General features: G+C 45.2%; 17 protein-coding genes. 13 read left to right on the top strand and 4 right to left on the bottom strand.

Annotation, left to right across the window (positions count from 1 at the left end):
- Positions 1-61: 61 nt before the first annotated feature.
- The gene (gene gyrA, locus C7379_RS01310; RefSeq protein WP_116615643.1) at positions 62-2,701 is read right to left on the bottom strand and encodes a DNA gyrase subunit A; all 2,640 of its coding nucleotides are present in this window, start codon (positions 2,699-2,701) and stop codon (positions 62-64) included.
- Positions 2,702-3,590: 889 nt separating this feature from the next.
- Here gyrA and C7379_RS01305 point away from each other — a divergent pair.
- From C7379_RS01305 to C7379_RS12890, 8 genes are all read left to right on the top strand, one after another.
- Positions 3,591-5,210: an ABC-F family ATP-binding cassette domain-containing protein gene (locus C7379_RS01305; protein ID WP_116615642.1), complete on the top strand. Its 1,620-nt coding sequence runs from the start codon at positions 3,591-3,593 to the stop codon at positions 5,208-5,210.
- A 77-nt stretch (positions 5,211-5,287) separates the two neighbouring features.
- The gene (locus C7379_RS01300; protein WP_116615641.1) at positions 5,288-5,908 is read left to right on the top strand and encodes a nucleotide exchange factor GrpE; all 621 of its coding nucleotides are present in this window, start codon (positions 5,288-5,290) and stop codon (positions 5,906-5,908) included.
- 40 nt (positions 5,909-5,948) lie between these two features.
- Complete coding sequence (gene dnaJ / locus C7379_RS01295) at positions 5,949-7,121, top strand: molecular chaperone DnaJ (protein WP_116615640.1); 1,173 nt, start codon at positions 5,949-5,951, stop codon at positions 7,119-7,121.
- A 92-nt stretch (positions 7,122-7,213) separates the two neighbouring features.
- Complete coding sequence (locus C7379_RS01290) at positions 7,214-8,521, top strand: bifunctional folylpolyglutamate synthase/dihydrofolate synthase (protein WP_116615746.1); 1,308 nt, start codon at positions 7,214-7,216, stop codon at positions 8,519-8,521.
- Between the two features lie 97 nt (positions 8,522-8,618).
- Positions 8,619-9,707: an aldose epimerase family protein gene (locus C7379_RS01285; RefSeq protein WP_116615639.1), complete on the top strand. Its 1,089-nt coding sequence runs from the start codon at positions 8,619-8,621 to the stop codon at positions 9,705-9,707.
- A gap of 16 nt (positions 9,708-9,723) precedes the next feature.
- On the top strand, positions 9,724-11,064 hold the full coding sequence (locus C7379_RS01280) for an MFS transporter (protein WP_243406673.1): 1,341 nt from the start codon (positions 9,724-9,726) through the stop codon (positions 11,062-11,064).
- 44 nt (positions 11,065-11,108) lie between these two features.
- Positions 11,109-12,269: a galactokinase gene (gene galK / locus C7379_RS01275; RefSeq protein ID WP_116615638.1), complete on the top strand. Its 1,161-nt coding sequence runs from the start codon at positions 11,109-11,111 to the stop codon at positions 12,267-12,269.
- Positions 12,270-12,522: 253 nt separating this feature from the next.
- Positions 12,523-12,747: a hypothetical protein gene (locus C7379_RS12890; protein ID WP_243406672.1), complete on the top strand. Its 225-nt coding sequence runs from the start codon at positions 12,523-12,525 to the stop codon at positions 12,745-12,747.
- 327 nt (positions 12,748-13,074) lie between these two features.
- On the opposite strand, the gene spt is transcribed toward C7379_RS12890, so the two are convergent.
- Positions 13,075-14,259 (bottom strand): serine palmitoyltransferase, encoded by a 1,185-nt coding sequence (gene spt, locus C7379_RS01260; RefSeq protein ID WP_116615637.1) that lies wholly within the window; start codon positions 14,257-14,259, stop codon positions 13,075-13,077.
- A gap of 174 nt (positions 14,260-14,433) precedes the next feature.
- Between spt and C7379_RS01255 the strand changes: the two genes are divergently transcribed.
- The gene (locus tag C7379_RS01255) at positions 14,434-15,477 is read left to right on the top strand and encodes a diacylglycerol/lipid kinase family protein (protein ID WP_116615636.1); all 1,044 of its coding nucleotides are present in this window, start codon (positions 14,434-14,436) and stop codon (positions 15,475-15,477) included.
- A 101-nt stretch (positions 15,478-15,578) separates the two neighbouring features.
- On the opposite strand, the gene C7379_RS01250 is transcribed toward C7379_RS01255, so the two are convergent.
- Together C7379_RS01250 and C7379_RS01245 are read right to left on the bottom strand one after the other, a co-directional pair.
- Positions 15,579-16,940, bottom strand: a complete 1,362-nt coding sequence (locus C7379_RS01250; protein WP_116615635.1) for a threonine/serine exporter family protein — start codon at positions 16,938-16,940, stop codon at positions 15,579-15,581.
- Between the two features lie 47 nt (positions 16,941-16,987).
- On the bottom strand, positions 16,988-17,632 hold the full coding sequence (locus C7379_RS01245) for a tRNA1(Val) (adenine(37)-N6)-methyltransferase (protein ID WP_243406671.1): 645 nt from the start codon (positions 17,630-17,632) through the stop codon (positions 16,988-16,990).
- 226 nt (positions 17,633-17,858) lie between these two features.
- Here C7379_RS01245 and lon point away from each other — a divergent pair, with 226 nt between their 5' ends.
- From lon to C7379_RS01225, 4 genes are all read left to right on the top strand, one after another.
- Entirely contained in the window at positions 17,859-20,342 is a 2,484-nt protein-coding gene (gene lon, locus C7379_RS01240; protein ID WP_116615633.1) for an endopeptidase La, read from the top strand.
- 19 nt (positions 20,343-20,361) lie between these two features.
- Entirely contained in the window at positions 20,362-21,489 is a 1,128-nt protein-coding gene (tgt, locus tag C7379_RS01235) for a tRNA guanosine(34) transglycosylase Tgt (RefSeq protein WP_116615632.1), read from the top strand.
- A 32-nt stretch (positions 21,490-21,521) separates the two neighbouring features.
- Entirely contained in the window at positions 21,522-22,796 is a 1,275-nt protein-coding gene (locus C7379_RS01230) for an LptF/LptG family permease (RefSeq protein WP_116615631.1), read from the top strand.
- A 134-nt stretch (positions 22,797-22,930) separates the two neighbouring features.
- Positions 22,931-24,664: a DEAD/DEAH box helicase gene (locus tag C7379_RS01225; RefSeq protein ID WP_116615630.1), complete on the top strand. Its 1,734-nt coding sequence runs from the start codon at positions 22,931-22,933 to the stop codon at positions 24,662-24,664.
- Positions 24,665-25,539: the final 875 nt, after the last annotated feature.

Genomic DNA, 25,539 nt, shown 5'->3' with positions numbered 1-25,539 from the left:
TTATATGTTAACTCAATATATAATAGCCCTTGTTAAACAGACGTCCAATGAGGCGAAGATGTTACTTTTCAAAGTCTATGATTTCTTCAGTATCATCGTTCGATTCGATGTCATTGACATTATCTGTAGATACAGCTTGATTGGTCGATTCGTCAAATTGCGCATTGTTTTCGCGCATTTCTTGACGGCTCTCCTCTTCTGCCGTAGCTTCCAATTCAGATGACATAACCTTGCAAACGCTTGCTATCACATCGTTTTTCTTAGCCAAGTTAATCAGCCTAACACCCTGTGTGGCGCGGCCCATCACTCGCACTTCGGCCACCGCCAAGCGTATCACGATACCGCTTTTGTTGATAATCATCAAGTCGTTATCATCGGTCACGTTCTTGATGGCTACCAATCGGCCAGTCTTTTCCGTAATTGACATGGTTTTCACGCCTTTGCCGCCACGGTTGGTTTTGCGATAATCCTCTACGTCAGAACGTTTGCCATAGCCATCTTCGCTTACCACCATGACAGTTTCTTTCTCTGCATCGTTCACCACGATCATACCTACCACGGCATCGTCGTCATCGTCAATCTTCATGCCTCTCACGCCTGTGGATACACGTCCCATGGGGCGAATAGCGCTCTCGTCAAAGCGAACTGCCCTTCCGTTGCGGTTAGCCAAGATAAGTTCGTTGTCGCCATTGGTCAGGCGCACGTCCACCACCTCGTCGCCTTCAACGATATTGATGGCTATCACACCATTGGCGCGCGGTCTGGAATATTCCTTCAGGCATGTTTTTTTCACCGTGCCATTCTTAGTTGCAAACACCACATAATGGCTGTTGATAAAGTCTTCGTCCAACAACCCTCGGCCACGCAAGCGCAAGAAAGCGTTTACGGCATCGTCCGGTTCTATGTTGAGCAAGTTTTGTATGGCCCTACCCTTCGATGTTTTATCACCCTCAGGAATATCGTAGCAGTGCAACCAGTAGCAGCGTCCTTTCTTGGTGAAGAAGAGCATGGTTTGGTGCATGGTGGCCGGATAGATGTACTCAGTGAAATCTTTCTCTCTCGTGTGGGCGCCTTTGGAGCCTACACCACCTCGCGCCTGCTCGCGAAAATCGCTCAATGGCGTACGTTTGATGTAGCCAAGATGGCTCACCGTGATAACCACAGGATCGTTGGGATAGAAATCCTCAGCGTTAAACTCATGCTCATCTGGGATAATTTGGGTACGACGCTCATCGCCATACTTCTCTTTTACCTCCCTAAGCTCGGCCTTCATCAACTCCTTGCATTTTTCAGGATCGTCCAAAATAGATTGCAAATAGTCTATTTGCTTCATCAAATCATCATATTCCGCATGCAGCTGATCCATGCGCAGCCCCGTCAATTGAGACAAGCGCATGTCCACGATGGCTTTGGATTGTAGGTTGTCGAGCTCAAACCGCTTCTCCAATTTAGACTGAGCCTCAGCGGGGGTCTTGCTGCCTCGAATGATGTGCACCACCTCGTCGATGTTGTCACAGGCAATGATTAATCCCTTGAGAATGTGCGCGCGCTCGCGAGCCTTTCTTAGCTCATATTGCGTGCGACGTATGGTCACATCATGTCTATGGTCCACAAAATAGCCCACACACTCACAAAGCGACAGCAATTTAGGACGTAGCAGAAGCGCATTATTCTTGTTTGGTATTAAAGCTATACAATTGACAGAGAATGAGCTTTGTAGAGCTGTCATCTTGAAGAGTTTGTTCAAGATGACTTTTGCGTTAGCGTCGCGCTTCACATCCACCACAATTCTCATGCCTTGGCGCCCTGTCTCATCGTTCACGTTTGATATACCGTCAATCTTTCCTTCTTTCACCAAGTCGGCGATATATTCGATAAGTTGCTGCTTGTTCACGCCATAGGGTATCTCTGTCACCACTATCCTGTCATGGCTCTCATCGCTTTCTATCTCGGCTTTGGCTCGCATTACTACCCTGCCGCGACCTGTCTCGTAGGCATCTTTCACGCCTTGTAGACCATAGATATAAGCTCCGGTGGGGAAATCGGGCGCAGGGATATATTGCATAAGGCCTTCTGTGTCTATCTCCGGATTGTCAATATAAGCGCAACAGCCCTCTATCACCTCGCTAAGATTATGCGTGGGCATGTTGGTGGCCATGCCCACAGCTATGCCATTGCCGCCATTCACTAATAAATTAGGTACGCGCGTAGGCATTACCGCCGGCTCTTGCAGTGTGTCGTCAAAATTGTTCACCATGTCGACGGTCTCTTTGTCTATGTCGTCCATGATGTGCTCACCCATCTTAGACAACCGGCACTCCGTGTACCTCATGGCCGCCGGCGAGTCACCATCCACGCTACCAAAGTTACCCTGCCCGTCAACGAGCTTGTATCTCATGTTCCAATCTTGGCCCATGCGTACAAGCGCGCCATACACCGAACTATCTCCGTGGGGGTGATACTTACCGAGCACCTCGCCCACTACGCGCGCGCACTTCTTATAGGGTTTGTCATTCGTGTTGCCAAGGCCCAGCATGCCATAAAGTATACGGCGGTGCACAGGCTTGAAACCATCCCTTACATCGGGCAAGGCGCGTGCCACTATCACCGACATGGAATAGTCGATATAGGATGACTTCATCTCATCCTCAATGTTAATCCTTAAAATTCTGTCGTGATCAATTGTTTGATTCTCGTCCATTTGATATCTATATGTTATTTACTGTAAATTCGATTTAAGGCCGTTTATTTTCGCTCTGATGCGTTTAGCAGCTCTTACAAGTTGTAAAAGTACGAAGTTTTTTTCAATGCCACAAGCTTTCAAATCGAAAATATAGAGCTTCTTCTTAACTTATTCTGTCTTTTGTCGCTACGTGTGCCGTCAATCCGTCTTCATTTATTTGCTCGCCGAGGCTTTTTCGTCTCATTCTGTTTGTCCGCTCTTCAACACGATGGCGCAATCTTTTCACAATGTGTATTTGTTGAGAAAATATACCATTATTACGACCTTACAAACTTATGCTTTTAGAGAAGATATTTCTGTTTTTTCAGATTTCTGATGCAATTTTCACACTCCAAAAACATAGTCATTGAACAATTGAGCATTAATGGCACCGTGTAAAAGCTCTATTCAGCTCGCCATTACACGCTAATCAACATGTAATTAGTACCTAATCGCGCGCCCATTAGATATTGATCGTCAACCGACAAGCCCACAAAATGTAAAGTTTTACTTATTGTTGTTTGTAAATCCTTGACACAATGGCAATTATTCCAACTCATGAAATTTGAGCGTTTTTTGAACAAACTTCTTTTATTTTTCAAATATCGTTAATACAAGCACATGTTTGTAGTATTTTTTCATGTATCAATTAGACAAATGTTTGCAGTCGTCATTTTGCTATCCAAGCCCTGTCTCGTTTCGTCACCTCGCGTTTCGTCACTTTGCCCTTTGCGTTTGCCACAGCGCCTTGGTTGGGCTCGCTAAACCATTTGGCCGTAGGTTTTTGCACGGTTTATTATTTTATCTACCAATTTTGTTGTACCTTTGCACATAATAACAGTATATTAATTAAGACAAGAATCCATTAATGATTACACTGACAAATATCGCTATCCAATTTGGAAAGAGAGTACTTTACAAAGATGTCAACGTTAAGTTCACGCGCGGCAACATCTATGGTGTTATCGGTGCCAACGGCGCGGGCAAGTCAACGCTGCTACGTGCCATCAGCGGCGAGCTGGAACCTAATAAGGGTACCGTGGAAATGGGCCCGGGCGAACGTCTTTCGGTTCTCGAGCAAGACCACTTCAAATATGACGACCACACCGTGATGGACACAGTGCTGATGGGCTACGAGGCTTTGTGGGATAACATGAAAGAGCGCGAGAGGCTCTACTCGAAGCCTGAAATGACAGACGAGGATGGCACACGGGCGGCCGAACTCGAAGAGAAATTTGCCGAAATGAACGGTTGGGAAGCCGAGAGCAACGCGGCTCAATTGCTGCAAAATTTGGGCGTAAAAGAGGCATCGCACCAGAAAATAATGGGCGAGCTATCCAATAACGAGAAAGTGCGCGTAATGTTGGCCAAGGCATTGTTTGGCAAACCGGACAATCTACTCTTGGACGAGCCTACCAATGACCTTGACCTCGACACCGTGGAGTGGCTTGAGGACTATTTGGGCAACATCGATGACACGCAAACCGTGTTGGTGGTGAGTCATGACAGACACTTCCTCGATGCCGTGAGCACGCAAACCATAGATATCGATTTTGGAAAAGTGACGGTGTTCTCCGGCAACTATAGTTTCTGGTACGAAAGCTCACAGTTGGCACTGCGCCAAGCCCAAAACCAAAAAATGAAAGCCGAGGAAAAAAAGAAACAGCTGGAAGAGTTTATCCGTCGTTTCTCTGCCAATGTGGCAAAAAGCCGACAAACCACCTCGCGCAAGAAGATGATAGAAAAGTTAAATGTGGAGGAGATACGCCCGTCGAGCCGCAAATATCCGGGCATAATCTTCCAGATGGAGCGCGAGCCGGGCAACCAGATACTCGAGGTGGAAAACCTCAAGGCTGTTGACAGCGATGGCACCGTGCTTTTTGACAATGTGAACTTTAACATAGAGAAGGGGCAAAAAGTGGTGTTTCTAAGCCATAACCCCAAGGCTATGACCGCACTTTTTGAGATTATCAACGGCAATCGAGAACCAGACGGCGGCGAGTATAAATGGGGCGTCACCATCACCACGGCTTATTTGCCATTGGACAACACCGAATTTTTCGAGAGTAACCTTAACCTTGTGGACTGGCTGAGTCAATACGGCCCCGGCAACGAAGTGGCCATGAAGGCTTACTTGGGCCGAATGCTCTTCAGACAAGAAGAGGTGGAGAAAAGCGTCAATGTGCTATCAGGAGGTGAGAAAATGCGGTGCATGATAGCGCGCATGCAGCTACAAAACGCCAACTGTCTCATTCTCGACACCCCCACCAACCATTTGGATTTGGAAAGCATACAGGCTTTCAATAACAATCTTATAGCATTCAAGGGCAATGTGCTATTTTCCAGCCACGACCACGAGTTCATACGCACGGTGTCAAACCGCATCATCGAGCTCACTCCCAAAGGCACCATTGACAAACTCATGCCATACGATGAGTATATATACGACGAACAGATAAAAGAGCAAAAAGCGAAGATGTACAGTTAGCCACCATCTGCCATTATATGTAAGGCCTAAATAGTGGCATGTTTTTTGTTGTTTGCAAAGTGTAAATATAATAAACTATGACAGAAAAGATAAAAGATACCAAAAAACCACTGTCGCAAGACAATGAGGTTTCTGAAGATAACTACACGCAAACAGAGCAAGCGAGCGAGAAAGAAACCATGTCTGATGACACGAACGAAAATCAAACAAGCGTTGACGAACAAACTCCCGCTGAACCAGCCGAGCCAGAAAAAGATCCTTTGGAGGAGGCTCAGGAGCAGATCGCGTCTCTCAAGGACAAGTTGCTACGCACCATCGCCGAGTTTGAAAACTATAAAAAGCGCACCATCAAAGAGAAGATGGAACTAATACAAAATGGCGGTGCTAAGACGGTTTCGGCGCTGTTGCCTATCCTTGACGATTTTGAGCGAGCCGTCGCTGACAAGAGCGAGGATCCGAAAGCCATCAAGGAGGGTACGCAAATGATATTCAATAAATTTGTGAAGACACTCGAATCTATTGGCGTAAAACAAATAGACGCGGTAGGAGAAGATTTTAACACAGATTTCCATGAGGCTGTAGCCATGGTGCCCGGAGCCGAGGATGACAAGAAAGGCAAGGTGATAGACTGTGTGCAAACGGGTTATACCATGAACGACAAAGTGATCCGTCATGCCAAAGTGGCTGTTGGACAGTAATTCTGCGGTATCGAATATTTTCTCAAGAAAAAACTAAAAAATGGCAGAGAAAAGAGATTATTACGAGGTTCTCGGTGTAGATAAAAATGCGTCTGAAGACGAAATCAAGAAGGCCTATCGCAAATTGGCCATCAAATACCATCCCGACCGCAACCCCGACAACAAAGAGGCAGAGGAAAAATTCAAAGAAGCCGCCGAGGCTTACGAGGTGCTCCACGATGCACAAAAACGCAAACAGTACGACCAGTTTGGCTTTAACGGCCCCCAAGGCAGCGGTTTTGGCGGATTTGGCGCTGGCGGCATGAACATGGACGACATTTTCTCCATGTTCGGAGATATCTTTGGCGGTCACGGCGACGGATTTGGTGGATTTGGCGGATTTGGTGGTGGCGATGGCGGTTCGCGGCAACGTGTATACCGTGGCAGCGACCTCAGACTGAAGGTTAAACTATCTTTGCAAGACGTGGCAAGTGGCGTCACCAAAAAGTTTAAGGTGAGAAAGGATATCGTGTGCGACGATTGTCATGGCACAGGAGCCGAACCCGGGCATATACCAGAGACTTGCCCCACCTGTCATGGCGCGGGCATGGTTAACCGCACGGTAAGAAGCATGTTTGGCATGATGACCACGCAGAGCGAGTGTCCGACATGTCACGGCGAAGGTACTATCATCAAAAACAAATGCCATAAATGTGGTGGCACGGGCACAGTGAAAGGCGAAGAGGTTGTCGAGGTGAAAATACCAGCGGGTGTAGAAGAAGGAATGGTGATCAACATGAGCGGCAAAGGCAACGCCGGCCCACGCAACGGGGTGAACGGTGACATACAAGTCATAGTGGAGGAAGAACCCAACGACACCTTTGTGCGCGACCATCAAGACGTGATTTACAACTTGCTCTTGGATTTTCCAACCGCTACGCTTGGTGGCGACGCCATTATTCCCACCATAGACGGCAAGCGTGTCAGAATGAAAATAGAGCCCGGCACACAACCCGGCAAAAGCGTAAGACTCAGGGGAAAAGGCCTGCCAGCCGTGCAGGGATATGGCAGTGGCATGGGCGATCTCATTGTGAATATCAGCGTGTATGTACCAAAGACACTATCCTCGGATGAGCGCAAGGCCGTCGAATCATTGAAAGGTAGCGACAACTTCATGGGAGACAGCACCACCAAAAAACATATCTTTGAAAGATTTAGAAACTTTTTTCATTAATTATTACAAGGCGACGACGTAAAAACGCAACCGTTTTACGTCGTCTCTGTTTATATATCATTATCCCATGGCATGACCATGACAGAAAGATGATGAATTATCAAGATACCATAAACTATCTGTACAATTGCTATCCCATGTTCGAGCACGTGGGCGGCAGCGCCTACAAGGAGGGATTGGACAATTCTTTGGCACTCGATGAGCATTTCGGGCATCCTCACTTATCCTACAAGACCATTCACGTTGCGGGAACCAACGGCAAAGGTTCGTGCTCGCATAGCATAGCCGCTATTTTGCAAAACGCCGGCTATAAGGTGGGACTTTACACGTCTCCGCACCTCGTTGATTTTAGAGAGCGTATCAGGGTGGATGGCGTGTGCATCAGCGAGCGAGACGTTACGAAGTTCGTAGAGAGCGAGAAAGCTTTTTTCGAACCGCTCCATCCATCTTTTTTTGAGCTGACCACAGCTCTGGCCTTGCTCTATTTCAAGCAGCAAAAAGTTGATATAGCCGTGATAGAGGTTGGGCTTGGAGGACGGCTCGATTGTACCAATATCATCTCTCCCATCCTATCTGTCATCACCAACATCAGCTTTGATCACACACAATTTTTGGGCAACACATTGGCTAAGATAGCGGGTGAGAAAGCTGGCATCATCAAAGACAACACGCCAGTGGTCGTCGGTGAGGCCACGCCGGAAACTCGCCCAGTGTTTGAGGCGGTGGCCAAGAGACACGGCGCAGAAATCTTTTTTGCCGAAGACGCGCCGGAGGTGATAACCTCGAAGCCGTGTGTGGCTGGCGGACGCGACTACGACAGCAAGTCGTTTGGTTTCTTTCACGGAGAGCTAAGCGGCGCATACCAAACCCAAAACACCAACACGGTGCTTAGCGCTATCAACGTATTGCGTGGAAAAATAGGCGACAAAGGCGTCTTGCTCAACATAACAGATAATAATGTAAGAAACGGATTGGCTAATATATCTCATCTAACGCATCTTATGGGTCGATGGCAACTGCTTGCGGATCATCCAAAAACCATATGCGACATTGGCCACAACGTGGCAGGTTGGGAATATTTGGCTCCGCAAATCAAAGGGCAAAAATACAAAACGCTGCGTATGGTGTTCGGAATGGTGGACGACAAAGATGTTAACAGTGTGATGGCCATGCTACCTAAAGACGCGGTTTACTATTGGACGCAGGCATCCACCAAACGTGCGATAGCTGCCACGAAGATTGACGAATTGGGGAAAAAGCATGGGCTGAAAGGACAAATATTTGACAATGTGGGCAAGGCTTACCATGAGGCCAAACACGACGCCGACACCGACGATTTCATATTTATAGGTGGATCCAATTACATTGTTGCCGATTTGCTATGTTTAAACGATTTTTAACATTAATCGCTCCATAATTTTCACCCATTAGTTTGTATTTGTCATTTTAATTTATTTACTTTGCATTAAAGTAATATATAACTAAAAACTTATATCTATGACGAATACAACAGAGACCAAAAACATTTGTGGTCTGAGAAGAGAGGACTTCCAGACCACGGTAAATGGTAAAAAAACTGACCTCTTTATACTAAAAAATAAAGCGGGCAACGAAGTGGCTATCACAAATTATGGTGGCGCTGTTGTAGCCATCATGGTTCCAGACAAAGACGGCAAGTTGGCCAACGTCATTCAAGGACATGACAATATCCAAGACGTTATCAACTCCCCTGAGCCTTATCTGTCCACTCTGATCGGCCGATTTGGCAACCGTATTGCCAAAGGAAAATTCACCTTGCACGGCAAAGAGTATTCCCTGCCGATAAATAATGGCCCTAATGCCTTGCATGGGGGTGTCAAAGGCTTCAATGCCCGAGTGTGGAAACCAGAAATGATGAACGATCAAACGTTAGTGCTCCACTATGTGGCCGCATACGGGGAAGAGGGGTTTACTGGCGAATTGAAAACCACGGTGGTTTACACTTGGACTGACAACAACGAGCTTCAAATAGAATATTTGGCTTGTACCAACAAGAAGACCATTGTCAACCTCACGCATCACGGATTCTTTTCTTTGGCTGGAATTGCCAACCCTACGCCCAAAGTGGACAACCTCATCTGCGAGATCAACGCCGACTTTTATCTTCCTATTGATGAAACTTCTATTCCAACGGGCGAAATTCGATGCGTGGAAGGTACGCCGTTTGATTTCAGGACTCCCAAAGAAGTGGGCAAAGACATTGATGCCGACAACCTACAAATCAAGCGTGGAGCAGGTTATGACCACTGCTTTGTTTTGAACAAGAAAGAAGAAGGAGAACTTAGTTTTGCCGCGCGCATTACCGAGCCAAAGAGTGGCCGAACAATGGAGGTGTACACTACAGAGCCCGGCATGCAGCTCTACACGGACAACTGGGCCGATGGATACAAAGGGCAACATGGCGCTACATTCCCGAAGCGGTCGGCCATCTGTTTCGAATGCCAGCACTTCCCCGACTCTCCCAATCGTCCTTACTTCCCATCCGTGGTGCTGAAGGAGGGTGAGCAGTACAAGCAGAAGACCATTTACAAGTTTGGTGTAAAATAAAACAATAACCGAAAGGATGAACAAGCCTCATGTCAACAAAGCACGGTTGGAGGCTGTTCGTCCTTTTCTTTATTTTCTAAAAGATGTAACGCACGTATTATATCACATGGAAAACTACTCGACTAATCCCAAAACCAACTATACATTTGCGCTTGTTGTTGTGTTCATAGTGTGCTTCTTGATAGGGTTTATCACCACAATGAACAATTCTATGATAGCTTTTTGCTCTAAGGCCTTTGACCTTTCGGCTCAACAAGGACAATATGTCAATACCGCATTTTATGGCGCATACCTGCTGAGCATACCTTTTGCCATGCTTATGAACAAAATTGGTTATAAGGGAACGCTTATCCTTGGTCTGGCCGTTGCGGGATTGGGGTTCGTCGCCAACTCTGTGGGCATTAGGTCGGCCATAGGCGTTGACGCTGCCACAGCAGACTCAGCGACAGTATATGCCGTCTTTTTAGGCAGCATGTGCGTAGTGGCATGTGGCGTAGTGATGTTGCAAAATGTAGCTAACCCATATGTCATGGTGTTGGGAAGCCCGGAGAAAGGTGCTTTTCGCATGACGTTGAGCCAAGCTCTCAACTCTGTTGCCACCACATTGGCACCCCTTTTTATCACATACGTCATTATCAAAGGGCAAGCGCCAGCGCCAATCGCTGTTCCCGGTCCATTTCTTGGGCTTGGCATCTTTACGCTCGTCATCTGTGGAATACTCATTTTCTTGAAACTGCCTAAGATAGACGAGGCCAAGCAGGCTGAAGCATCAGGAGGGCATCGGCAATATAAGAGCAGCGTGTTTAAATATCCCCATGTATGGCTTGGCGCACTCGCCATCTTCATGTATATGGGCGTGGAGATTGGTGTTCCATCCATGCTTCCTTATAAGTTTAGGGCCATACCAGCTTATGCGGACAGTTATGCCACGGTAGCCACGACATTTCTTGCTTTCTATTGGGGAGGCATGATGGTGGGCCGATTTGTGGGCGCGGCCATATTGGCGAAATTTGAGGCTCGCAAATTACTTTCCACCTGCCTCATTCTTGGAGCTGCCTGCATTGGTTTATCAATTGTTCTGCCAGGCATGACAGGCATTTGGGCCATGCTTGTAGCTGGCCTGTTCCACTCAGTGATGTGGCCTCTAATCTTCAATTTAGGTTTACAAGAACTTGGCCCCCACACGAAGACGGCTACCGGCGTGATTAATACTGGCGTGATCGGGGCAGCCCTATTAATGCCGCTCATGGGTGTCATTGTCGATGCAACCGGCGTGATAGCTGCCACCTGCTGCTTGTTTATTTTCTACGCGTACATCATTTGGTTCTGCAACTGGGGCTCGAAAATAGGCCTGTGAAAAAAATGAATAATAACTTATTAACCCTTTAAAATATTACAACCATGAACATAGAACATGTAAGAAGCCGCTTTATCAAGCATTTTGATGGTAAGACTGGTAACATATATGCGTCTCCCGGACGCATTAATCTCATTGGCGAGCATACCGATTACAATGGCGGTTTTGTGTTCCCAGGAGCCGTGGAGCAAGGCATTATGGCAGAAGTGAGGCCCAATGGACAGAAAACTTGCAACATCTACTCTATCGACATGAAAGATATGGTTCACTTCGAGATAGACGATCCCAAAGGTCCTTCTGCCACGTGGGCACGCTATATTTATGGTATAGTGCGCGAGATGAAAGCCCTTGGCGTGGATGTCAAGCCATTTAATGCTGCCTTTGCGGGTGACGTACCATTGGGTGCGGGCATGTCCTCGAGCGCCGCATTGGAAAGCTGTTTCGCTTTTGCAATCAACGACCTCTTTGGCGACGGCAAAGTTTCCAAATGGGATATGGTGCTTGCTGGGCAAGCCACTGAACACAAGTATGTTGGCGTGAATTGCGGTATCATGGATCAATTTGCTTCCGTTTTTGGGCAAAAAGGCAAGCTCATGCGCTTAGATTGTCGCAGTAGAGAGTTTGAATATTTCCCCTTTGCCCCTCAAGGGTACAAGTTGGTATTGCTAAACTCCAAGGTAAAGCATGAGTTAGTTGGTTCGCCCTACAATGACAGGCGCTTGTCTTGCGAGAATGTGGTCAAAGCATTGAACGAGCAATTTTCCGAGCGCAAATTTGAGACACTGCGCGACGCGTCGTGGGATGACTTGGAAGCAGTAAAGGGCAAAGTGAGCAAAGAAGACTACACACGCGCTCACTATGTACTTGGCGAGAAAGATCGCGTACTTGCCGTTTGTGACGCTTTGGTCAAAGGAGACTACGAGACAGTGGGCAAGAAAATGTACGAGACCCATCAGGGTTTAAGCAAAGAGTATGAGGTGAGCTGCGAGGAACTTGACTATCTTAACAGCCTGGCTAAAGAAAACGGCGTGACAGGTAGTCGAATCATGGGTGGCGGCTTTGGAGGCTGTACCATAAACTTGGTAAAAGATGCTATCTACGACAAGTTTATAGCTGATGCCAAACAAAAGTTCTGCGCAAAATATGGCCATGAACCTGAAGTTATCGATGTGGTCATAGGCGATGGCTCGCGCAAAATTTGCTAAAAATCGTATCTAAAAAGTATAGTGGGCATGCCCGCTTAACGGCATAAAACCGTATATTCCAATGGTGAATATACGGTTTTTAATGTTATGGGCAAAAGCGTGGCAAACTTATGTCAAACGCTACAGCCCCAAACACCGCAAGCATCCCAGATTAGACGCCGTTGTGTGGTATAGCCGCTTTACTTCCTTTGCCTGAAAAAAAATATGTTTGCACTCAACAAAACAAATTTTTTTTCGGATTTGATTCACTCCTATGAATACGCGTCAGGGCATTCTTCGCCTGCCTCAATTGATATGCAGTGATGATTTAAACACTTCCGAGGGTGATGTCTACGTTTGCTTCAATCGTCCCCGTAACCGAATTAAGATACTTTCACTGCGAACGCCATGGCTTTATCGTCTACCACAAACAGATGGCACAGGGCTGTTGGGATGTACGGCACATGCACAACGTAAGTTCGAGCATTTTGGCTACTGACGACAGAAATGCCGCTTGTGTCGCCAGAACGATAGTCACGCTTTATAAATTGGAAGAAAAACTCAGATAACAGAAAACGTCACCCGAGGAAATGGAGACTGAGCGAAAGGCCAAAACCTACCCTATTCTTAAGTATTTAGAGACTTACATGCAAGATGTACATAGACAAATACACACCCCCGCGAGGCTATGGAGAAGGCATGGCGTTATACCCTCGTCGCATGGATACGCATTGGCAAATATGTGTATCGTGTAGCAAAAAAATTACGAGAACGAATGCGGAAAGACGATTTCTGCATTCGTTCTCGCTAAGGCATCGAACACTTGTTAGATAATGTGTTCTTGAACAAATATCTTCTTGAGCACCTGTACACCTCGCTCTACGTGGTCGTTTGTATGTGTTGCCATGAGTGCGAAACGCACCAATGTGTCTTGTGGAGCACACGCAGGTGGAATCACGGGATTGATGAAAACACCATTATCGAAAGCCAACCGAGTGACCATGAATGTTTTGTCAATGTCGCGAACGTACAGAGGAATAATCGGGCTTTCGGTCTCGCCAATCTCAAAACCCTCCTCGCGGAAACGTTGCAATGCGTAATTGGTCACATCCCACAAGCGGCTAATGCGTTCCGGCTCGTTTTGAATAATGTGCAAAGCCTCTATCGCGGCAGCCGTGGCAGCCGGTGTGTCGCTGGCCGAGAAAATGTATGTGCGGCTTGTGTGCCGTATATAGTTGATGGTGTCGAAATCTGAGGTAACAAAGCCGCCAATGGAAGCTAAACTCTTTGAGAAAGTGCCCATGATTACATCAACTTCGTCTTGCAAGCCGAAATGGTGGCACACGCCTCGTCCTTGCTCGCCAAACACACCCAACCCATGAGCCTCGTCTACCATAACAGAGCAGTTATATTTGTGTTTTAACGCAATGATCTCAGGCAATTTGCAGAGATCTCCCTCCATGGAGAACACGCCATCTACTACGATAAGTTTAATGGCTTCTATGGGAAGTTTTTGCAGCACCCGCTCCAAATCTTCCATATCATTATGCTTATAGCGCAGTTGAGTGGCAAAACTTAATCGTCGTCCATCAACGATGGAGGCATGGTCTCGATCGTCGCATATAATGTAATCGCCACGACCAACCAAAGATGGGATAACGCCAGAGTTGACCGTAAAGCCAGTGGAAAAGCACAACGCATCGTCCTTATGCTCAAATGCAGCCAATTCTTTTTCCAATTGCACGTGAATGTCGAGAGTGCCATTGAGGAATCGGCTACCCGCGCAGCCCGACCCATATTTGTCCAAAGCTTTCTTGGCCGCAGTGATGACACGATCGTCGGCTGTCAGGCCAGTGTAAGCGTTGCTGCCAAACATGAGCACTCTGTGGCCACCCATTGTCACTTCGGGCCCCTGCTTGCTTGTAATCTCTCTAAAATAAGGATAAACCCCAGCCTCCATATATTGTTGAGGCAAACGATAACTTTTAAACTTTTCCTGTAATTGTCCCATTATATAAATAGGTGTAGATATATCTTACAATTTCAAATAGGCTGCAAAGATACAAAAAAGAACCAATATCGCACTTAAAAAACAGATAAAACATGGATTTTAGAAAAAACAAATAAGAAACGTCCCATTAATCGTTATAAAATCATTAATTTTGCGGGGTCAATAATTTGAAAAATGAAGCTCTCAGTACTATTTATTATCAACCCAATCTCTGGAACTGCTGGTAAAGAGGATTTGCCAGCAGAGATAATGAGATACATTGACAAAGACAAGTTTGATATTGACATTATATTCACTGACCACGCAGGCCATGCCAAGTCTTTAGCCCAAGAAGCGGCTTCGCGCGGCATAAACATCGTAGTGGCTGTCGGTGGTGATGGCACTGTGAATGAGGTGGCAAGCGCATTGGTGCACACACAAACCGCATTGGGTATTGTACCCTGTGGGTCGGGTAACGGATTGGCTCGGCACTTGCTAATACCCTTGAAAATAAAGCAAAGTATAGAGATAATAAACCGTCATTTGATACGAGAACTTGACTATGGCGTTATCAATGAGCATCCTTTTTTTTGCACGTGCGGAATGGGATTTGATGCTTTTGTGAGCATGAAATTTGCCGAAACGGGCAAGCGTGGACCAATAACCTATATACAAAAAGTGCTTGAGAGCGGTTTGAAATATCGACCTGAGACTTATGAGATAAGCAATGATGACGACGTCTCCCTCTACAAGGCTTTTCTCATTTCGTGTGCCAACGCGTCACAATACGGCAACAACGCCTATATAGCCCCACAAGCATCGATGAGCGATGGACTGATGGATGTGATCATCATGGAGCCATTTGACATGCTCGAGGCACCACAGATAGCCATAGATATGTTTAGCAAGACACTTGACATTAGTTCTAAAATAAAGACTTTTCAAACCAAAAAATTGCATATACACCGATCAAAACCAGGTGTTATACACTATGACGGAGAACCGGTTGAGGCTGGAACTAATATTGATATACACGTGGAGGCTAAGGGTATCCACATCGTCGTAAATCCTGATGGCGACAAGAGCCTGCGCAAACCTAATGCCATACAAACTGCGGCGGCAGAGCTTTTCAACGAAATAAACGACGTGCGAACAGAGATAGCAAGGCGAACTCGGCGTGGTGTGACCCTCGCGAAACTTGTACAAAAGGCCATAGAGAGACGTTTGCCAAATATATAGCATTTATCAACATAGCCTATTTCTGTATGGTTTTCAACAAGACTGACATACGGGTATAAGCCTTTTAGTACGATTTTGATACCTATTTGTTGACGTTCTTGTCATTGGTCAAAATCGGACAGGTTGACAAAGCGGCCACGCTCACGGCGATCAGCTATGAGTTTTTGCAACTCGCGTTTGCGTGTAGTGGCTACCCAGCGACGGGCAAAAATGTTGGGTATGGCCACGCCGATAGAGATGCAGAGTACGATAAGTCCGGCGTTGATGAGAAAATCGAGTGATCGCATTAGTTCATCAACAGCTGTTCCCATCTGGATAAATCCAAAAATGCCACGATACATCAATATGCCTGGTACCATTGGGATAACGCTTGGAATGGTGAGCACATGGTTGGGGCTGCGCGTGGGTTGAACCAACCGTGTGGCAATGATGGATACAAGCGACGCGCCGACCAACGTACCAATGGTAACTCCTAAATCAAGATCAAAGGCTAAAAAATTGCGAGTGAACATGCCCACTACGCCAAGTAAAGCCACGGCGGGCAAGGTGCGGCGAGGAACACCAAATATCATGCCGAAACCGATGGCCGAAACACAAGTGACAATGGCTGCCTCCCAATAGCTAATAACAGGTTTTATGCTAAGCGTGGTGAGAAAATCATTCACTCCACAGATACTAACTGCGATGACAATGCCGAATGTCATGGACGCGATTTGAACCAATGCATTGGACAAACGAGCCAATCCGACAAGAAGATAATTGTCGAGCATGTCGTCCAAAAAATTGATTAGAGCTACACCCGGCACCAAAAACAAGGCACAGCAGAGAAACGGATGGTATGGGTGTTCACTGAAATCTATCGGCAGTAACAGCATGAGCAACCAAACAGCCATGGTGGAAAGAAAAGCGGTCAGGGCCGTAACCATATACACATTAAATCCAGATCTGAGCAAACGGCCACGTATGGCAAATCCTATAAAACCCGCTATCATGGCTGGCACAAACGAAGGCCAGTCGCCACCGAACAGCACGCAAAAGCCTCCGCATCCCATAGCGGCCCCCAATGTGACAAGCCATGCAGGATAATCAGATTTTCCTTGGGCTATGCGGTTGACCACACGCTCAAATCTACTCATCGTATAATCTTTCTGTATGGCTTGCCACGACAACTGGCTCATTGCCGCGAGTGCTTTCATGTTGATGTTATACTTGTCTGAATGGACAAACCTGCTAAACGAGTGCGTATCGTCGCTATAGTTCACCTTAAGCGTACCATAGAGCACGTCTATGTTCAAATTTTCTTCATTCAATCCTAAAAACGCAGCTATTCGTCTCATGTTACGCACAATACGATTAGTGTCGGCGGCACTTTCCATAAGCACCATTCCCGCACGTAACAATATAGTAAGTTTGCGATGTATGCGTCGAGCATTGTCATTGAGATCTTCTTTAAGCTTAACCATATTTGTTTTATTGTTTTTTTAAATATTTAAGCAATGAAATATAGTATTTATTGTAAATAAAAATCGTGTGTCATTTCATTAAACCAAAAACTTCTACAACCATCTTTTTCGAAGAGATGCATCTCTTTAATCTCCACTTCAAAACTCCGCTTTAGGACAAATGATAATAAAACTCGTTCAGCTTTTTTGTCAGAAGTAAAGCTGACATGTATTTTTCTTGATAGCATAAAACCAAGAAGATATGCTTCAGACTCGATTTGTTCAGAGCATATTTTTGGGACGATAAGACTTATCTCGCCACAAATAGAAAGCCACTGCTTGGAAAAACGAAACAGAGATTTGAAAAAAGTGACCTCCGTATGTCTGGCCAACATGCGTTTTGTGTCATTATTTTTCAGGCTATCTATAAAGAATGGAGGGTTGCTCACGATGGCATCATAAGACGTTGTCGGAACATAATCTTGGAAAGATGAATGATATATTTTAATTTGATGGGCAAATTTTGAAGACTCAACGTTCTCTTGAGCTTGCTTTGCCGCCGCTATGTCAATATCTATTCCATCAATGCTCGCGTTGGGAAAACGCTGTGCAAGCATCATCGCGATTACACCTGTGCCAGTGCCAATGTCAAGCACACGCGAGCCGCCTCGTGCCCAAGCTCCTAACAACACACCGTCTGTACCTACTTTCATGGCACAACGATCTTGTTGTAAAGAGAAATTTTTGAATTTAAAAGTATGATCCATTTTTTATTAAACGGACATTTGTGCAGCATATTTTATCATAATGCTTTGTGTGTGTTAATTTTGTAAGCAGAGGCCATCCTAATTTGCGATATTATTCGTACCTTTGCAAGATAATATAAAGTGGAACGCACGCAAAGTTGTATTCACTTGGATAAATGTTCATAAGATATCAATGAGTAAACAACAAAACACTTCTATTCAGATGTTTGCCGATTTTGACGGCGATATAACAAACCTGCTGAATATGCCCGCACCCGATGAGGTGCCCGTACTCGCAACACGGAATATGGTGCTTTTTCCAGGCGTATTGGTACCCATTCTTTTAGGTAGAAAAGCGAGTTTAAATCTCGCCAAGAAACTTAGTAAAAGCCCTAACGACAATATATGCGCTATATTTTGCCAGAAAAATCCAGATGTTGATGTTCCCGATGCTCATGAGCTAAATGAGCATGGCGTCTATGCGCGATTGGTTAAAATCATCGAAATGCCCACGCATGATAATGTAACGGCTATTTTTCAAGCTTTGGGCAAATGTCGTTTAGAGTCGATAACAAGTATAAAACCTTTTTATAAAGGTGTAGTATCAAGCGTTTATGAGGATTTTGAGTTTGACAACGACCCAGAGTTCAAGACGCTCTTAGATGATTTAAAGGATACAACCGAGGAACTTATAAGAAGCAGCGAGGATATTCCTGATGAATTATTGCTCACGCTTAAGAATTTAACGCATGGAACAATGTACGTTAATTTCTTATGCACCAACTTGCCTTTGTCGGTGAAAGACAAGATAAAGTTGTTGGAATGCGACAACATGAAAGACCGCATTATAGAGCTTTTGAAAATAGAGCACAGGGAAATACAGCTTGAACAGCTCAAGAACGAGATACACCAGAAAACACGCGAAGACCTTGATGAGCAGCAGAAAGAATATTTCTTGCAGCAGCAAATGAAAAATATCAAGGAGGAGCTGGGCGGCAGCGATGGCTCGCCCGAGAAGAAAGAGCTGATGGAGAAGGCTCGAAATATGAAATGGCCAGAAGAGGTTGCCAAGACATTTAATAAGGAATTGGACAAGCTCGACATGTTCAACCCACAGAGCCCGGAATACAGTGTGCAGTACAATTACCTGCAACAGATGGTGTCTTTGCCTTGGGGAATATATACAACAGACAACCTTGACCTTAATCGTGCCAAGAAAAAACTCGACCAAGACCACTACGGCATGGAAAAAGTAAAGGAGCGTATTCTTGAATATCTTGCTGTTTTACAGCTTCGTGGAGATTTAAAATCACCCATTATTTGTCTTTATGGACCTCCCGGAGTGGGCAAGACATCTCTTGGCAAGAGCATAGCCGCAGCCATGAAACGCAAATATGTGCGTATGTCATTGGGAGGGTTGCACGACGAGAGCGAAATACGCGGGCATCGTCGCACCTATGTAGGTGCCATGCCAGGGCGTATAATCAAGAGTATCCAAAAAGCTGGCTCAGCTAATCCTGTGTTCATTCTTGACGAGATAGATAAGGTTACGCAGAACACTATCAACGGAGACCCGTCGTCGGCATTGCTCGAAGTGCTCGACCCAGAGCAGAACAATGCCTTCCATGACAATTTTTTGGACGTAGATTTTGATCTCTCCAAGATATTGTTCATAGCCACGGCCAACGACCTGAACACCATACCACGGCCATTGCTTGACCGAATGGAGCTTATCGAAGTTTCTGGTTACATCACTGAGGAGAAAATAGAAATAGCCAAACGGCATCTCATACCTCGCGAGTTGGAGAATACAGGATTAGATAAAAATATCCCCAAGATCAAATTTTCCAAAGCTGCTTTGGAAAAAATCATAGAGCAATACACACGAGAAAGTGGCGTAAGGCAATTGGAAAAACAGATTAACAAGGCTCTGCGCAAGATGGCTTTTCGCAAAGCTATGGAAGGAACCCTGGCGTCTACCAATATTAATCCTGCCGAGATAGAGGCCTTGTTAGGCAATCCGCCGTTCTATCGTGACGTGTATCAAGGCAATGATTACGCTGGCGTTGTAACAGGATTGGCATGGACAAGCGTAGGTGGAGAGATTCTCTTTATAGAGACATCGCTTTCCAAAGGCAAAGCTGGCAAACTAACGTTAACGGGCAATTTGGGCGACGTAATGAAAGAAAGCGCGATAATCGCGCTACAATATGTTAAGGCGCATGGTGAGTCGTTGAATATAGATTCGCGTATTTTCGACAATTGGAACATACACATTCATGTCCCAGAGGGGGCTACTCCGAAGGATGGTCCCTCTGCCGGCATCACGATTGCCACGTCTATCGCATCGGCCATCACACAGCGCAAAGTGCGCAAAAACACAGCCATGACAGGAGAGATAACGCTCCGTGGCAAAGTGCTTCCGGTAGGAGGAATAAAAGAAAAAATCTTGGCCGCCAAGCGCGCGGGTATCACTGATATCTTGATGTGCAAGGATAATCGCAAGGATATTGAGGAAATCCCGGAAAAATACCGTAAAGGAGTGGAGTTCCATTATGTTGAAAACGTGCAAGATGTATGGGATTTTGCACTTACCGATGAAATTGTGGACAACCCTGTAGACTTGACCTTTCATGACACATCGCTCAACAAGGAAGAGACTGTCAAGAATAACTAAACAAACCAAAGGATAGCAGATGAGATTTGAGTTGCAATATACCGATCCCAATAGTGACGCACGCACAGGTTTAATAAAGACCGATCATGGATGTGTCAAGACGCCCATTTTTATGCCTGTGGGCACATGTGGATGTGTTAAGGCTGTTCATTTCAGTGAGTTGCGCGAACAAGTCAATGCGCAAATCATTTTGGGAAACACCTATCATCTGTATCTTAGGCCGGGGCTTGACATCCTGCGAAAAGCTGGAGGACTACACGGTTTCAATGGCTGGGAACGCCCCATACTCACCGACAGTGGTGGTTTTCAAGTATTCTCTCTTACCGGAATTAGAAAGTTAAGAGAAGAAGGATGCGAGTTTAGGTCGCATATAGACGGATCCAAGCATTTTTTTACGCCCGAGAATGTAATGGATACAGAACGTGTTATTGGCGCAGACATTATGATGGCATTCGACGAATGTCCACCCGGACAGAGCGATTATGCTTATGCCAAGAAATCATTGGCTTTGACAGAACGATGGCTCGACCGGTGCATCAAGCGTTTCAATGAGACCGAAGCGCTATATGGGTACAGTCAATCACTGTTTCCTATCGTTCAAGGTTGCACCTACAAAGACTTACGCCAAGAAGCTGCCAAGTACGTGGCGGACAAGGGAGCAGACGGCAATGCCATCGGTGGGCTTGCCGTGGGTGAACCTACCGAGGTGATGTACGAGATGATAGAGGTGGTAAACGAGATCTTGCCCAAAGACAAACCGCGGTATCTCATGGGTGTCGGAACACCCTCAAATATACTCGAGGCCATTGAGCGAGGAGTTGACATGTTCGACTGCGTGATGCCTACTCGCAATGGGCGCAACGCGATGCTATTCACATACGATGGCACTATGAATTTGCGCAACAAGAAATGGGAAAACGATTTCACGCCCATTGACGCCAATGGATGTGACGTAGACCGCGTTTATACCAAGGCTTACCTGCACCACCTTTTCAAGGCAGGAGAATTTTTGGCCATGCAAATAGCCAGTATCCATAACCTTGCGTTTTATCTTCGTCTTGTCACGGATGCTCGCCGGCACATAGAGCAAGGCGACTTCGTGCAATGGAAAAAATCGGTTGTTGACCAACTGGGAAAGCGCGTATAGTCTTTGTGACATGCTAATTAAGATGAATTGCAATGGAAAGCTATAGCAAAATACGAAGAAACATTAGAAAATACAAAATTAGACGTTGGATGGGCAAGCGCTTCTCGTGGCTTATTGCCTTTGCGAGCTGGGCGGACAAACATACCAAAGGTTTGCAAAGAGCATTCAAATGGCTGGCCCAAAAATTTGGTTTTCTGAAATATCTGAATGTTTTTAGATATGTCAAGCGCATAGACAGATATATCATAAAAAAGTTTATTGGCACTTATTTTTTCTCCATCATTCTGATCATTTCTATTTCCATAGTCTTTGATGTGAACGAAAACTTGGCTAAATTCTCAGAGTACCATGCGCCATTGCAGGCTATCGTATTTGATTATTACGCCAATTTCGTACCTTATTTTGCCAATCTTTTCAGTGCCTTGTTTGTATTTATCGCGGTTATATTCTTTACCTCCAAGCTGGCGGGCAATTCGGAAATCATAGCCATGATGGCTACAGGAATGTCGTTCAGGCGGCTCCTTCGTCCCTACATGATCACGTGCGTATTGCTTTCCGCGCTGTCTTATTACCTCTCCGCATACGTCATTCCTCATGGAACTGTTATTAAACAGAACTTTGAGTCGATGTACAAAAACAAGAAAAAGAATACTTCTGCTGAGAATGTACAGTTGCAAGTGGGGCGTGGTGTCATCGCATATATCCAATATTACGATAACAATCAAAAGAAAGGCTATGGCTTTTGCCTTGACCGCTTTGAGAACAAGAAACTCGTTTCGCATCTCACGGCAACCGAAGTGCAATACGATACAATATCCGATTCAAAGTACCATTGGAAACTTAGCAATTGGAAAATTCGCCGACTCAAGGGTTTGAGAGAGTATATCACCAATGGAACCGAGAAAGATTCTATTATTATGATGGAGCCAACCGACCTCGTTTATTCCAAGGGGCAGCAAGAAACATTCACATCCCCCGAGCTCAAAGACTACATCTCCAAACAGATAGATCGAGGTTCGGGCAATGTGGTACAATATCAGGTGGAGTATCACAAACGTATCGCGGCGTCGTTCGCGTCTTTCATACTCACCATTATTGGAGCGTCATTGTCATCGCGTAAGCGCAAAGGCGGCATGGGCATGTACCTTGGCATAGGCTTAGCTCTGAGCTTCGCGTATATTATGATGCAAACGGTGTCCGCCACATTTGCCATCAATGCCGATTTCCCGCCCATGTTGGCGGCATGGGTTCCCAATATCATTTTTGCCATTATCGCCTTTTTTTGCTATAGGCACGCACCAAGTTAATGGTTATCCATTCATATGACCAAGTAATATCCTTATTGACAAGAAGTATGCTGCCTGATTTGTGAAAATATAGTACATGCTACCAAAAGTTAAAGCAGCACTGGTCGCAAAAACAAAACAGTATTTAAGAAATTATGAAATTTGAAGAAATTAATTTAAACGACAACATTCTTGACGCACTTTATGACATGAATTTTGTGGAATGCACACCAGTTCAGGAAAAGTGTATTCCAGAGATATTAAAAGGCCGCGACCTCATGGGAGTGGCACAGACAGGAACCGGCAAGACAGCCGCTTACCTGCTTCCTATCCTTTCACTGCTTGACGATGGAAAATATCCTAAAGATGTGGTAAACTGCATCATTATGTCACCCACGCGCGAACTTGCACAGCAAATAGACCAAGCTATGCAGGGTTTCGCCTATCATCTCCCGGAAGTGTCAAGCGTAGCCGTCTACGGTGGCAACGACGGAAACCGGTACGACCAAGAATTGAAAAGTATGAGGTTGGGAGCCGATGTTATCATCGCTACTCCCGGACGTCTTATCTCTCACATGACAATGGGCAACATTGACCTCAGCAAGGTGAGCTTCTTTGTTCTCGATGAGGCTGATCGCATGCTTGACATGGGTTTTTCGGAAGATATAATGAAGATAGCCTCCCAACTTCCAAAGAGTTGCCACACCATAATGTTCTCAGCTACCATGCCTGACGAAATAGAAAAAATGGCACAAAAGCTGCTCAAAGATCCGGTGTTGGTAAAATTAGCCGTGAGCAAACCTGCCGAAAAAATCAAACAGAGCGCATACATCTGCTATACCACGCAGAAAATTCAAATCATTAAAAGCATCTTCAAGGCAGGCGATTTGAAGCGTGTCATCATCTTCTCGGGTAGCAAACAAAAGGTAAAACAGATTAACCAAGCGCTCTCACAACTTCACATTAACAGCGGTGAGATGCACTCCGATCTTGACCAATCACAACGCGACGAAATGATGTACAAGTTCAAGAGCGGCCAGATAGACGTGCTTGTGGCCACAGATATTGTAGCACGTGGCATTGACATTGACGATATTGCCATGGTTATCAACTACGACGTGCCGCGCGACAGCGAAGACTATGTGCACCGCATAGGTCGAACGGCGCGCGCTGATCGTGACGGCGTGGCCATTACCTTGGTCAATGAGGACGACATGTACGCTTTCCACCAAATAGAGAAATTCCTCAATAAGGATATTGAGAAAAATCCATTGCCCGAGGGCATGGACGAAGGGCCGGAGTATGTCGTTTCCAAAAATCCCAAACGTTCTTCCGCCAAGAAACGACGTAAAGATGACCGAGACGTTACATCTCATAAGCGAACCAAACAGCGCACCCGTAATCGTTCGGACAGGACGGCGCGTGGTGACCGTGCACGAAGCGAGACTGACATTATATCTAAAGACAACTTGCAAGACGCCAACCAGCAACCCCGTGTTAACAATCGAGACGATGGCAAATCACATCCTAATGACAATGCCAATCGTAATGACGAGACAAAAAGATCTGGGAAACGGCGTGCCGACAACAAGAACGCTCGCGGACAACAAAAACGCACAAGAGACAATACCGCCCCAAGATCATCTGTAGACACGAACGATGAAGCCCCAGACCGCAAGCGCAACAATAGACAGCGTCGCAACAATCGTAACAACAATGGCGTTCCTGACGAGAAAAAGAAAAATCAGCGTCGCAATGACAAATCAAGAAGGGCAAATCGTGGTTCAAAAAATTTGTCGACGGCAGCTTCTGATGTTTCTGCCAAGGAAACAGGCCTCAAGGCTATATTGAAAAAACCTTTGAAATGGCTAAAAGGGTTAGGCAAGTAAAAGGTTATATACCTTTGCTTACACAGATTATAAGTTTATCACAACACAGCGTGACGCAATGGCGATCACGTTGTGTTTTTTTTCATTTATTCACTCAATTGTTTAATCTAAACATGCAAGTATCCTTGCCTGTTCAAGTCATAAACAGAAGCATCCAACCCTTTACGCAGAGTACCCATAACGCCTAATTTTTATGACCAAGTGGGTTTGTCCAGATTACCGCAGGCTCACTCTGTAAAATAAACATCACAAAAAAAGGGCTTTTAGCATCCAACGTTTTAGAAGTTCTTTAACAATGTTTTCTTAAAAATTTCGTCTTTTTATCGCTGTCTTATCTAATTGGTGTTGCGATAAGTGCCCTTTCATGACGCGTTTGAGCCTTAATCGGAGTGTGTTTCATAATTAATCGTGAGGTCAAAAATACCTATTCACAAGATGAATAGACCTTAATGGAAAGGCAAAAAGATAACTTTTTATGTAACTTTTTATTTTTATCTATGTAAATATTTAACTGTAAACCGTTTGCCGAAAACTCGCATATTTACAATATTTGCAAGCGAGGTGTCTTCTTTTTACAAATACTCAAATCCTGAGACACATTTTGTCGTATTTTTTCATCATTTTTATTAAATTAATTCAAACATGTATTTTGCTATTATCATAAATGTTGACAACAAAGACTTGTTGTACTCTTATGGGTCAAAAGATGCAAAATTTAGAGTTGCGTATACTCTTCATAGAACAAAAAATCTGATGCAAAATTAATCGATCAAATAAATAAAAAAAAACTTTCAATATATTTTTATTACAAACTTAAGCCATTGATAAACACACATATTAACCAATTTTTCCTAAAGAAACACTATAATAATAAA

Source organism: Hallella colorans, from assembly GCF_003096815.1.
Classification (GTDB): domain Bacteria; phylum Bacteroidota; class Bacteroidia; order Bacteroidales; family Bacteroidaceae; genus Prevotella; species Prevotella colorans.
This window is presented reverse-complemented; position numbering and strand designations above follow the sequence as displayed.